This window comes from Streptomyces sp. NBC_01296 (assembly GCF_035984415.1).
Taxonomy (GTDB): domain Bacteria; phylum Actinomycetota; class Actinomycetes; order Streptomycetales; family Streptomycetaceae; genus Streptomyces.
Window position 1 is genome coordinate 3,827,581 of record NZ_CP130720.1, and the last position, 11,682, is coordinate 3,839,262.

14 protein-coding genes and 3 tRNA genes are annotated in these 11,682 nt (G+C 69.6%); 2 read left to right on the forward strand and 15 right to left on the reverse strand.

Annotation, left to right across the window (positions count from 1 at the left end):
- Window positions 1-228: 228 nt before the first annotated feature.
- The 5 genes from rplA to OG299_RS17045 all read right to left on the reverse strand — a co-directional run bounded on the left by rplA (window position 229) and on the right by OG299_RS17045 (window position 3,112).
- Entirely contained in the window at window positions 229-957 is a 729-nt protein-coding gene (gene rplA / locus OG299_RS17025) for a 50S ribosomal protein L1 (protein WP_030710300.1), read from the reverse strand.
- Between the two features lie 87 nt (window positions 958-1,044).
- A complete protein-coding gene (gene rplK, locus OG299_RS17030; RefSeq protein ID WP_008739735.1) occupies window positions 1,045-1,479 on the reverse strand; it encodes a 50S ribosomal protein L11 in 435 nt (144 codons plus the stop codon).
- Window positions 1,480-1,647: 168 nt separating this feature from the next.
- Window positions 1,648-2,568 (reverse strand): transcription termination/antitermination protein NusG, encoded by a 921-nt coding sequence (nusG, locus tag OG299_RS17035; RefSeq protein ID WP_327361912.1) that lies wholly within the window; start codon window positions 2,566-2,568, stop codon window positions 1,648-1,650.
- Window positions 2,569-2,652: 84 nt separating this feature from the next.
- Entirely contained in the window at window positions 2,653-2,934 is a 282-nt protein-coding gene (gene secE, locus OG299_RS17040; protein WP_030298162.1) for a preprotein translocase subunit SecE, read from the reverse strand.
- Between the two features lie 105 nt (window positions 2,935-3,039).
- Window positions 3,040-3,112 (reverse strand) — tRNA-Trp (locus OG299_RS17045).
- 192 nt (window positions 3,113-3,304) lie between these two features.
- On the opposite strand from OG299_RS17045, the gene OG299_RS17050 reads away from it, so the two are divergent.
- Both OG299_RS17050 and OG299_RS17055 read left to right on the forward strand, forming a co-directional pair.
- Window positions 3,305-4,531 (forward strand): pyridoxal phosphate-dependent aminotransferase, encoded by a 1,227-nt coding sequence (locus OG299_RS17050; protein WP_266626476.1) that lies wholly within the window; start codon window positions 3,305-3,307, stop codon window positions 4,529-4,531.
- 220 nt (window positions 4,532-4,751) lie between these two features.
- A complete protein-coding gene (locus OG299_RS17055) occupies window positions 4,752-5,771 on the forward strand; it encodes an adenosine deaminase (RefSeq protein WP_266626478.1) in 1,020 nt (339 codons plus the stop codon).
- Window positions 5,772-5,774: 3 nt separating this feature from the next.
- On the opposite strand, the gene OG299_RS17060 is transcribed toward OG299_RS17055, so the two are convergent.
- From OG299_RS17060 to OG299_RS17105, 10 genes are all read right to left on the reverse strand, one after another.
- On the reverse strand, window positions 5,775-6,191 hold the full coding sequence (locus OG299_RS17060) for a hypothetical protein (RefSeq protein WP_266626480.1): 417 nt from the start codon (window positions 6,189-6,191) through the stop codon (window positions 5,775-5,777).
- Between the two features lie 15 nt (window positions 6,192-6,206).
- Window positions 6,207-7,322: a UDP-N-acetylmuramate dehydrogenase gene (locus OG299_RS17065; protein WP_327361913.1), complete on the reverse strand. Its 1,116-nt coding sequence runs from the start codon at window positions 7,320-7,322 to the stop codon at window positions 6,207-6,209.
- Window positions 7,319-7,717 (reverse strand): DUF3291 domain-containing protein, encoded by a 399-nt coding sequence (locus OG299_RS17070; protein WP_327361914.1) that lies wholly within the window; start codon window positions 7,715-7,717, stop codon window positions 7,319-7,321. Before OG299_RS17070 ends, OG299_RS17065 begins: the two co-directional genes overlap by 4 nt.
- A 35-nt stretch (window positions 7,718-7,752) precedes the next feature.
- A complete protein-coding gene (locus OG299_RS17075; protein WP_327361915.1) occupies window positions 7,753-9,258 on the reverse strand; it encodes a DHA2 family efflux MFS transporter permease subunit in 1,506 nt (501 codons plus the stop codon).
- Window positions 9,259-9,353: 95 nt separating this feature from the next.
- Entirely contained in the window at window positions 9,354-9,929 is a 576-nt protein-coding gene (locus OG299_RS17080) for a TetR/AcrR family transcriptional regulator (RefSeq protein ID WP_327361916.1), read from the reverse strand.
- Between the two features lie 161 nt (window positions 9,930-10,090).
- Entirely contained in the window at window positions 10,091-10,519 is a 429-nt protein-coding gene (locus OG299_RS17085) for a MaoC family dehydratase (RefSeq protein WP_266626488.1), read from the reverse strand.
- A 1-nt stretch (window position 10,520) separates the two neighbouring features.
- On the reverse strand, window positions 10,521-10,973 hold the full coding sequence (locus OG299_RS17090; RefSeq protein ID WP_266626489.1) for a MaoC family dehydratase N-terminal domain-containing protein: 453 nt from the start codon (window positions 10,971-10,973) through the stop codon (window positions 10,521-10,523).
- Window positions 10,974-11,094: 121 nt separating this feature from the next.
- Complete coding sequence (gene rpmG, locus OG299_RS17095) at window positions 11,095-11,259, reverse strand: 50S ribosomal protein L33 (RefSeq protein ID WP_007265873.1); 165 nt, start codon at window positions 11,257-11,259, stop codon at window positions 11,095-11,097.
- An 89-nt stretch (window positions 11,260-11,348) separates the two neighbouring features.
- Window positions 11,349-11,421: transfer RNA gene (locus OG299_RS17100), tRNA-Met, on the reverse strand.
- A 48-nt stretch (window positions 11,422-11,469) separates the two neighbouring features.
- A tRNA-Thr gene (locus tag OG299_RS17105) sits at window positions 11,470-11,542 on the reverse strand.
- Window positions 11,543-11,682 lie beyond the last annotated feature (140 nt).

Consider the following 11,682-nt stretch of genomic DNA (forward strand, 5'->3'; position numbering starts at 1 on the left):
CGCATTCAACGGATCCTTCGGCCACCGAACCCTTGCGGGCACGGCAACGACCAGCGGTCTTTGGCTTCTCGTGAAGAGTACGTGACCCGGCAGCGGTCAGGCAAATCGGTCAGCGTCCGAGGCCGTCCGAAGCCGTCCGGAAGCGAGAAAACGGGCCCCTCGCCGCCCTGTGAGGGGGCGAGGGGCCCGTTTCAGCCACTCAGGTGAGCCGGAGGCTCAGCGTGGGGCTCAGACAGCGGCCGGGTCTTCCTCGACGAGGAGGTTCCGGGTGCGGTTCGAGTCCAGCTGGATGCCGGGGCCCATCGTGGTGCTCAGGGCGGCCTTCTTGATGTAGCGGCCCTTCGCGGCGGACGGCTTCAGACGAAGGATCTCGTCCAGGGCCGCGCCGTAGTTCTCGACCAGCTGCTCATCGGAGAAGGAGACCTTGCCGATGATGAAGTGCAGGTTCGAGTGCTTGTCGACGCGGAACTCGATCTTGCCACCCTTGATCTCGGTGACAGCCTTCGCGACGTCCATCGTGACGGTGCCGGTCTTCGGGTTCGGCATGAGGCCACGGGGACCGAGCACGCGGCCGAGGCGGCCGACCTTGCCCATGAGGTCCGGGGTGGCCACAACGGCGTCGAACTCGTTCAGGCGGTTGCCCTTGGCGATCTCGTTGATCAGCTCGTCGTCGCCGACAATGTCGGCGCCGGCGGCTTCCGCGGCCGCAGCACGGTCACCGGTCGCGAAGACCAGGACCCGGGCGGTCTTGCCGGTGCCGTGCGGGAGGTTCACGGTGCCGCGGACCATCTGGTCGGCCTTGCGCGGGTCGACACCCAGGCGGAAGGCGACCTCGACGGTGCTGTCGAACTTGGTCGCGGAGGTCTCCTTGGCGAGACGGACGGCCTCGAGCGGGGCGTACAGCTTCTCCCGGTCGACCTTGGCGTCCGCAGCGCGGAGAGTCTTGCTGCGCTTCACTTCTGCTCCTGTATTTCGGCTTCAGGCATGGAGTCGTGGTGCGGACCAGCGCTTGGCCCTACCACTGGTGGTGCTGGGGTGGCTGGATCAGCCTTCGACCGTGACGCCCATCGAGCGCGCGGTGCCGGCGATGATCTTCATCGCGGCATCGACGTCGTTGGCGTTGAGGTCGGGCATCTTCAGCTCGGCGATCTCGCGGACCTGGGCGCCGGTGAGCTTGGCGACCTTGGTCTTGTGCGGCTCGCCGGAGCCCTTCTCGATGCCCGCGGCCTTCAGGATCAGGCGCGCGGCCGGCGGAGTCTTGGTGATGAAGGTGAAGGAGCGGTCGTCGTAGACCGTGATCTCCACCGGCACGACCATGCCACGCTGCGACTCGGTCGCGGCGTTGTAGGCCTTGCAGAACTCCATGATGTTGACGCCGTGCTGACCGAGCGCGGGGCCGACCGGCGGAGCCGGGTTGGCCGCACCGGCCTTGATCTGGAGCTTGATAAGCCCCGTGACCTTCTTCTTCTTGGGAGGCATTGCTCTCTCCGGGTCCTAGTGAGAGTTTTCGCCGCCGATCCGGTCATCCGGATGGAGGCATACCGCACCACAATAACGGGTATCGGAGCGGGGCTAAAAACCGAGCAGGTCAGACCGCCCTTTGCGGGGCGATCTGACCTGTCCGGAAGCTTGCTTCAGAAGATCAGTTCAGTTCTTCTGGATCTGGTCGAAGCTGAGCTCGACCGGAGTCTCGCGGCCGAAGATCTCGACGAGGCCCTTGACCTTCTTCGAGTCGGGGTTGATCTCGTTGATGGTCGCCTGCAGCGTCGCGAACGGGCCGTCGGTGACGGTGACCGAGTCGCCGACCTCGAAGTCCAGGACCTCGATGGTGCGCTTGACGGCGGGCGCGGGCAGGCCGGCCTCTTCCGCGGCGGCCTTGGCGGCCTTCTCCTGCGCCTCCGGGGCGAGCATCTTGACGATCTCGTCCAGCGTCAGCGGGTACGGGTCGTACGCGTTGCCGACGAAGCCGGTGACACCGGGGGTGTTGCGGACGACGCCCCAGGACTCGTTCGTCAGATCCATGCGGACGAGAACGTAGCCGGGCAGCTTGTTCTGCCGGACGTTCTTGCGCTCGCCGTTCTTGATCTGGACGATCTCTTCCTCGGGCACCTCGGCCTGGTAGATGAACTCCTCGACGTTCAGCGAGACGGCGCGCTGCTCCAGGTTGGCCTTCACGCGCTTCTCGTAGCCCGCGTAGGTGTGGATCACGTACCACTCGCCGGGCAGGAGGCGCAGCTCCTCGCGCAGGGCCTGGATGGGGTCGACGGGCTCGGCGGGCTCGGCCTCTTCGGCCTCGTCCGCGGCGGCCTCGACCTCGTCGGCAGCCTCGGTCTCCTCGGCCGCCTCTTCGTCCTCGTCGGCGGCCTCTTCGATCTCGGCGTCGTCCTCGGACTCGGCGTCGACCTCGTCCTCGATGTGCAGCGCGGCCTCTTCGGCGGCGACACCGGCCTCGGCGTCGGCGAGCTCGACCTCGTCGGGGTCCACAGCGTCTGCCGCCTCGACGATGTCGAGCGCGTCCTCGACGGACTCGACGGAGTCGGGGCTCGCGTTCAGGTTCGGGTCAGACACGGTGGCTGCTTCTTCCTGGATACAAAAGGTGGTCGAACATGCGAAAACGGGCGGCACCCATCAAGGCGCCGCCCTCCGCGGGGATCAGCCGAAGACGAACTTGATGGCTTCCTGGAACCCATAGTCAATCACGGTCACCAGACCGATCATGATGACGACGAAGACAATCACCACGGTGGTGTACGTCGTGAGCTGATTGCGCGTCGGCCAGACGACCTTGCGGAGCTCCGCGACGATCTGGCGGTAGAACAGTGCAAGCCGGCCCAGAGGACCCTTCTTCCCGCGCTTGCCGCCCTTTCGGGCCTTCTTCTCGCGGGTGTCGTCCTCGGCGTCAGGCATGTCGATGGAGCCCAGGGCGTCCGTCACGTCTCTCACCTGAATCCGGGTCGTGGCCGTAGCCGCGCCCGGTTGCGCCGCACGGCGTTGCATCGAAGTACGTACCTGCGCACACATCCGAGAAGGAGTGTGGAGCAGGGCCGGAGGGACTCGAACCCCCAACCGCTGGTTTTGGAGACCAGTGCTCTACCAATTGAGCTACGACCCTTTGCGTCCCCCAACCTACCGCATCCAGACGAGTGCACGGAGTGCTCGCGCTCTGGAGTGATCGGCGGGGTCCAACGACAGGTGAGTGTACGTGGTCCGGGCCCTGACGTCGAACAGAGCACATTTCCGGCTGCTCCGTCCGATGACTGAAACGGTGTGCGGCGTCTCTGGGGCGTCTGGGACGATTGGCCGCATGACCTCTGCAACGCCTTCCTCCGAGCGCCGGGTGTCCGCCCGTATCGGCGCCATCTCCGAGTCCGCCACCCTCGCCGTGGACGCCAAGGCCAAGGCCCTCAAGGCCGCCGGGCGCCCGGTCATCGGCTTCGGTGCGGGCGAGCCCGACTTCCCGACCCCGGACTACATCGTCGAGGCGGCGGTCGAGGCCTGCCGCAACCCGAAGTACCACCGCTACACGCCGGCCGGGGGTCTGCCCGAGCTGAAGACCGCGATCGCCGCGAAGACGCTGCGCGACTCCGGCTACGAGGTCGACGCGTCGCAGGTCCTGGTGACCAACGGCGGCAAGCAGGCGATCTACGAGGCGTTCGCCGCCGTCCTGGACCCGGGTGACGAGGTCATCGTCCCGGCTCCGTACTGGACCACCTACCCCGAGTCGATCCGCCTCGCCGGCGGTGTCCCTGTCGATGTCGTCGCCGACGAGACCACCGGCTACCGCGTGTCCGTCGAGCAGCTCGAGGCCGCCCGCACCGAGCGCACCAAGGTCGTCCTGTTCGTCTCCCCGTCGAACCCGACCGGCGCCGTGTACTCCGAGGCCGACGCCCGTGCGATCGGCGAGTGGGCGGCCGAGCACGGCCTGTGGGTCCTGACCGACGAGATCTACGAGCACCTCGTCTACGGCGACGCGAAGTTCACCTCGCTGCCCGTGCTCGTCCCGGCCCTGCGCGACAAGTGCATCGTCGTCAACGGCGTCGCCAAGACGTACGCCATGACCGGCTGGCGCGTGGGCTGGGTCATCGCCCCGCAGGACGTCATCAAGGCGGCGACGAACCTGCAGTCGCACGCCACCTCCAACGTCTCCAACGTGGCCCAGGTCGCCGCGCTGGCCGCCGTCTCGGGCAACCTGGACGCGGTCGCGGAGATGCGCAAGGCCTTCGACCGCCGCCGTCAGACGATGGTCAAGATGCTGAACGAGATCGACGGCGTCCTCTGCCCGACCCCCGAGGGCGCGTTCTACGCGTATCCCTCCGTCAAGGAGCTCCTCGGCAAGGAGATCCGCGGCAAGCGCCCGCAGACCTCCGTCGAGCTCGCGGCCCTGATCCTGGACGAGGCCGAGGTCGCGGTCGTCCCGGGCGAGGCCTTCGGCACCCCGGGCTACCTGCGCCTGTCGTACGCCCTGGGCGACGCGGACCTGGTCGAGGGCGTGTCCCGCATCCAGAAGCTCCTCGCCGAGGCCAAGGCCTAGGCCTGAGCGGCCCGCGGAGCGGTGAACGGCGGTGGGGCGGGACCCGTACGGGTCCCGCCCCACCGCCGTTCGGGGTCCGGGGCCTGCCCCGGGGAACGGGCGAAGGGCGGGTGGGGGACAGCCCCCGCAGGGCCGCACCGGCACCGCTCTCGCGTTCGGGCAAGCCCCCGATCGGTAAAACCCCCTCCCGCAGAGCGCAGCGGTACGGCAGGATCACCAGATGGAGCACGTACGCGATCTGACGCTTCTGCCGAAAGCCCACCTCCACCTGCACTTCACGGGGTCGATGCGCCCATCGACCCTCCTGGAGCTCGCCGACAAGTACGGCGTGCGCCTCCCCGACGCCCTCACCGCCGGCGAGCCACCCAAGCTCCGCGCCACCGACGAGCGCGGCTGGTTCCGCTTCCAGCGCCTCTACGACGCCGCCCGCTCCTGCCTGCGCGAGCCCGAGGACATCCGGCGCCTCGTGCGCGAGGCGGCCGAGGAGGACGTGCGGGACGGCAGCGGCTGGCTGGAGATCCAGGTGGATCCCACCTCCTACGCCCCCCTGCTCGGCGGCATGATCCCGGCCGTCGAGATCATCCTGGACGCCGTCGACACGGCATCCCGCGAGACCGGGCTCGGCATGCGGGTCCTCATCGCCGCCAACCGCATGAAGCACCCCCTCGACGCCCGGACCCTCGCCCGCCTCGCCGTCCGCTACGCAGACCGCGGCATCGTCGGCTTCGGGCTCTCCAACGACGAGCGCCGCGGCATGGCCCGCGACTTCGACCGGGCCTTCGCCATCGCCCGCGAGGGCGGCCTGCTCGCGGCTCCGCACGGCGGTGAGCTCACCGGGCCCGCCTCCGTCCGGGACTGCCTGGACGATCTGCACGCCTCCCGGATCGGCCACGGCGTACGGGCCGCCGAGGATCCGCGCCTGCTCAAGCGGCTCGCGGACCGGCAGATCACCTGCGAGGTCTGCCCGGCGTCGAACGTCGCCCTCGGGGTCTACGAGCGGCCCGAGGACGTCCCGCTGCGCACCCTCTTCGAGGCCGGGGTGCCGATGGCGCTGGGCGCGGACGACCCGCTGCTGTTCGGATCCCGGCTGGCGGCGCAGTACGAGATCGCCCGCCGCCACCACGCCTTCACGGACGCGGAGCTGGCCGAGCTGGCCCGGCAGTCGGTGCGCGGTTCGGCGGCGCCGGAGGACGTACAGGACAAGCTGCTGGCCGGGATCGACCACTGGCTGGCTTCCTGAGGGTCACCGGGTGAGCCGCAGGTCGCCCTCCCAGCAGTCGGCCCGTACCCGGTCGCCGTCGGGGAAGCCGATCTCCAGCTGCGTGCGCCCGGTCTCCGGCGCCGCGAACTCGGCGACGGTCGCCACGGTGTCCCCGAGGTGGCGCAGGAAGGGGTGGTCGCCGAGGTCCTCGCCGACCTCGATCCGGCCCCACTCCCCCATGTCGTACGGCTCGTGCGGCGCCGCGGATTCGACGATGAGGCACCAGTCGGACCCGGTGCTGATCCTGGTGGCCTCGCCCTCGCTGTCGATCAGCCAGACGTCGAGCGGCGCCTCGGAGCGTTCGCCCTCGTAGACGTGCCAGGACGCGACGATCCTGCTGATCGTGCGCCCCACCAGGCGGGTGGGGTCCGTACCGGCCCCGTGCAGTGGACAGAGCATGGCGGCCGGGACTCCTCAGATGCTGACGCCGACCGTCACCGGCTCGTTGACCAGGGTGACGCCGAAGGCCGCGTGGACGCCCGCGACGACCTCGCGGGCCAGGGCGAGGAGGTCCTCGGTGGTGGCCTCGCCGCGGTTGGTCAGCGCGAGGGTGTGCTTGGTGGAGATCCGGGCCGGGCCGGTGCCGTAGCCCTTGGTGAAACCGGCCTTGTCGATCAGCCAGGCCGCGCTGGTCTTCGTACGGCCGTCGCCGACGGGGTACGCGGGCGGGGCGGTCTCGGGGCCGAGCCGGTCCTGGGCGCGGGTGAGGAAGGCGGCGTACGCCTCGTCGCTCAGGATCGGGTTGTGGAAGAAGGAGCCGGCGGACCAGGTGTCGTGGTCGGCGGGATCGAGGACCATGCCCTTGCCGGCGCGCAGGCGCAGTACGGTCTCGCGGGCCTGCGTGGCCGGGACCCGGTCGCCGGCCTCGACGCCGAGGGCGCGGGCGGTCTCGGGGTACTTGATCGGCGCGGACAGGCCGCCCGCGTCCTCCAGGGCGAAGCGGACGCGCAGGACGACGTAGCGGTCGGGCTGGTCCTTGAAGGTGCTGCCCCGGTAGCGGAAGGCGCACTCGGCGGCGGTGAGGGTGACCGTCTCGCCGGTGGTGCGGTCGTACGCGACGACCTCGGTGATGGTGTCGCAGACCTCCTGGCCGTACGCCCCGACGTTCTGGATCGGGGTGGCACCGGCGGAGCCGGGGATTCCGGCCAGGCATTCGATGCCGGCCAGGCCCGCCTCGACGCTGCGGGCGACGGCGTCGCTCCAGTTCTCGCCGGCGGCGAGCTCGAGGCGCGTCCCGTCGAGGTGGAAGCCGGTGGTCGCGATGCGCAGGGCGGTGCCCTCGAAGCCGCGGTCGCCGATGACCAGGTTGCTGCCGCCGCCGATGACGAGGAGCGGGGTGCCGCTCTCGTCCGCGGTGCGGACGGCGTCGACCACCTCGGCGTCGGTGGTCGCGGTGACCAGACGGGTGGCGGGGCCACCGAGGCGGAAGGTGGTCAGGGGGGCGAGGGGGGCGTCATGGAGTTCCTGCACGTGGACAAGAGTACGGTCCGCACCCCTCGCATCCCTGCGGGGCCACGGACCGTACGTCACGAGCGGGCGGCCTCCTCGGCGAGCCGGCGCTCGGCTTCGGCCCAGGTGACCGGGAGGGCGGAGGCCGGGGCGATCCAGAAGGTGAAGGCCGATTCCCGCATGAACGCGGCGGCGGCGCGGGAGCTGGAGCGGTGCGGCTCGCTGCGGGCGAAGCGGTAGAGCGCGTCGCGGTCCTCCCAGGCGGAGAGGGTCAGGAAGGTCCGGCTGAAGATCCGGGCCCGCAGGGCGACGCCGTGGGCGCCGGGGGCGGAGCGGATCTGGCGGATGATGCCGGGCGCCTTGAGGAAGAACCGGAAGGCGCCGGCGAGGGTCTCGGTCTCGAAGCGGGAGGCCATGACGTACACCTCGGCGTCGGGAGCGGGCGGGGTGGGCGTGGACCAGGGGATGTCGGGCATGGCGTGGACTCCTTTCCGTTGCGGTCCGGTGCCGGTCAGCGCGCGGCGGGGACCTTGTCGGCGAGGGCGGGGGCGGGGGTGACGGCGGCGGAGGTGACGGGGGCGGGGGTGACGGGGGCGGCGGCCTTGCGGGCTCCCTTGCCCGGGACCAGGAGGGCGAAGGCGGCTGCCACGGCCACCGCGGCGGCGCCGATCCACAGCGCGGGCACGGTCCCGTCGGTGAAGGCCTGCGGGGACTCGTAGCCGCCCTGGGCGGAGAAGACCGAGGCCAGGACCGCGACACCGAGGGCGCCGCCGACCTCGCGCAGGGCGTTGTTGGCGCCGGAGGCCTTGCCCTGGTCGGCGGGGGACACCGTTGACATCAGGATGTTGGAGGCGGGGGCGAAGAACAGGCCCATGCCGATGCCGCTGAGGATCAGCGCCGGGAGCTGGGCGGCGTAGGAGACGTCGGCGCTCAGGACCGTCGCGAACCAGCCGAGGCCGATGGCCTGCAGGGCGAGCCCGGTGGCGACGACGGGGCGGCCGCCGATCCGGTCGGAGAGGATGCCCGCGATCGGGGCGGCGATCATCGGCATGGCGGTCCAGGGGAGCATGCGCACGCCGGCCTGGGTGGGCGTGTAGCCGGCGACGCCCTGGAGGAACTGGCTGAGCAGGAAGATCGAGCCGAACATGCCCAGGTACATCAGGAGGCTGGCGGCGTTGATCCCGAGGAAGCCGCGGCCCAGGAAGAGGCGCATGGGCAGCATCGGGTTCGCGTGGCGGAAACCGTGGACGACGAATCCGCCGACGAGTGCGGTCCCGACGATCAGGCTGGTGAGCACCGGGGCGCTGGTCCAGCCGTGGGCGTTGGCGTTGACGAGCCCGTAGACGATGCCGAAGAGGCCGCCGCTGATGAGGAGCGTGCCCGGTACGTCGAGACGGGCGCCCGGGGCGGTGGACTCGGTCAGCTTGAGGCGGGCGAGCGGGATCAGGGCCAGGCCGATCGGGACGTTCAGCCAGAAGATCCACTGCCAGGAGATGTGCTCGGTGAGGGTGCCGCCGATGAGCGGGCCGCTGGCGACGGCGAGGCCGCCGACGGCGCCGAAGATGCCGAGGGCCATGCCGCGGCGGGCGGGCGGGACGGCTGCGGTGAGCAGGGTGAGGGTGAGCGGCATCATGATCGCGGCGCCCACGCCCTGGACGGCGCGGGCGGCGATGAGCTCGTTGATGCCGGGCGACAGGGCGGCGACGGCGGAGGCGCCGGTGAATATCGCGAGGCCGGACATGAAGAGCCGGCGCCGGCCGAAGCGGTCGCCGAGGGCCGCGCCGAACATGAGGAGGACGGCGAAGGTGAGCGTGTACGCGTTCACCGTCCACTCCAGGTCCTCCAGCGCTCCGCCGAGGTCGTTGCGGATGGCGGGGAGGGCGGTGGTGACGACGAGGTTGTCGAGGGCGGCCATGAAACCGGCCACGGAAGTGAGGACGAGGGCCCAGACGGCGGGGCCGCGGAGGGCGGTGTCTTGGGCGCCTTGGGTGTCGTGGGTGCCTTGCGTGCCGTTCACGATTTCCCCCTGAGGGTGAGGACCGAATTGTTAGTTATTGCTGACTAACTTTCACGCGCATGAAGATGCGCCGCACAGGGCGGGCGGACCGTAGCTCACTCCTCCGGCTCGTCCAGGCCCTTCACGCGGGCGGAGGGGTACAGCCCCTCCCAGACCCGGTGCCCGGGCGGGAAGCCCATCGCGGCCAGGTTGTTGATCAGCATCCCGTAGGCCATGAAGGTCGTGGTCTCGTTCACGTCGCCGCCGAGGGGCACGTGGACGGTGTCCCAGAGGTCCATCCAGCCCTTGCGGACGAGCTCACCGAGCTGGTGGTCGCCGGCCGCCTCGGCCGCGGCGACGGTGACGTACATCTGGAGCTGCATCTGGAGCTTGTCCGGATCCTCGGCGATGAGCCGGACGTACGCGTTGGCCATGGCGTGCGTGGCCTCTTCGCCCTCGAGCCCCTCGGCGGCGGCCGCGAACACCTCACGGGTGTCCCGCAGGCAGCGCTCGGCGGCGGCGAGGAAGATGGCCGGCTTGTTGGGGAAGAGCCGGAACAGGTACGGCTGCGAGACCCCGACGCGCTTGGCGATCGCCTCGGTGGAGGTCCCGTAGTAGCCGCCCCGGGCGAACTCGTGCATCGCCGCCCGGATGACGCTCTCGCGCCGCTCGTCCGCACTCATCCTTGCCATGTTTCGAAGTTAGTACTCAATCACTAACTTCGTCAACCCCTCAGCCCCGCCGGCGTTTGAGGCGCTTGGGGTCCGGGGGCGGAGCCCCCGGGAACGGTGCCGCAGCCGCGAAGGCGCAGGCGCAGGCGGCGGCACCGGGTCCAGGCGGGGCCCGGGGAGGGTCAGGCCAGGGTGACCATGGCTCGGGACATGCCCAGGACCTTCTGGCCCGCACTCATGGCCGTCAGGTCGACCCGCACGCGGTTGTCCTCCAGCTTCGCCGCGACCTTGGCCGTGACCTCGATCACCGCACCCGCGTCGTCGTTCGGGACCACCACGGGCTTCGTGAACCGCACGCCGTACTCCACGACCGCCCCCGGGTCGCCGACCCAGTCGGTGACCACGCGGATCGCCTCGGCCATCGTGAACATGCCGTGCGCGATGACGTCCGGCAGTCCGACCTCCTTGGCGAACTTCTCGTTCCAGTGGATCGGGTTGAAGTCGCCCGAGGCACCCGCGTACTTCACGAGCGTCGCCCGCGTCACGGGGAAGGACGCCGCCGGCAGCTCGGTGCCGACCTCGACGTCGGCGTACTTGATCTGCGCAGTCATCTCAGGCCTCCTCGGGGGCGCGGGAGACGAGCTTCGTCCACGCCGTCACCACGTGCTCGCCGGTCTCGTCGTGGACCTCGCCGCGGATGTCGATGATGTCGTTGCCCGCCATCGACTTCACGGCCTCGATCGTGGAGGTCACCGAGAGCCGGTCACCGGCACGCACGGGGCGCGAGTACGCGAACTTCTGGTCGCCGTGCACGACGCGGCTGTAGTCCAGACCAAGCTGCGGGTCCTCCACGACCTGGCCGGCCGCCGCGAACGTGATCGCAAACACAAAAGTCGGCGGAGCGATCACATCCAGGTGGCCGAACGCCTTGGCGGCTTCGGGGTCGGTGTAGACGGGATTCGCGTCACCCACCGCAACCGCGAATTCGCGGATCTTCTCCCGGCCGACCTCGTACGGATCGGTGGGCGGGTAGCTACGCCCCACGAAGGACTGGTCGAGCGCCATGGCTCCCTACCTCCTGTTGAAAAAGACGGTCACGGAAACGATCACGGAAACGACACGAGGCCGCCCCCCGATGAAGGGGACGACCTCATGACGGTGCCTGTTATTCGAGACTTCGCTGGGGTCAGCGGGTCTCGCGGTGCGCGGTGTGCGAGTTGCAGCGCGGGCAGTGCTTCTTCATCTCCATGCGGTCCGGGTTGTTACGCCGGTTCTTCTTGGTGATGTAGTTCCGCTCCTTGCACTCCACGCAGGCCAGCGTGATCTTCGGGCGGACGTCGGTGGCAGCCACGTGAGTGCTCCTTGACGGACTATGGGACGGATGAACGCATAAAAGAGTAGCCGATCGGGAGACCGACCCCGCAATCGGCTACTGTTGGGTAGCGGCGACCGGACTTGAACCGGTGACACAGCGATTATGAGCCGCTTGCTCTACCGACTGAGCTACGCCGCTTTGATGTGATCAGCTCCCCACCCGAGGGCGGGGAACCTCTCTCACCAGAGCCCCAATGCGGAATCGAACCGCAGACCTTCTCCTTACCATGGAGACGCTCTACCGACTGAGCTATTGGGGCGAGCGATGAAGACATTACACGGTTGCCCGCCCATCGCCCAAATCCTTTGCGGGGACTGGCCTCCGAGGGGGCGGGCAAGGCTTTCTTGATCAGCCCCCAGGCGGTCCCGGAGCCCTTTTCGGGGCAGATTGTGTCCGGGC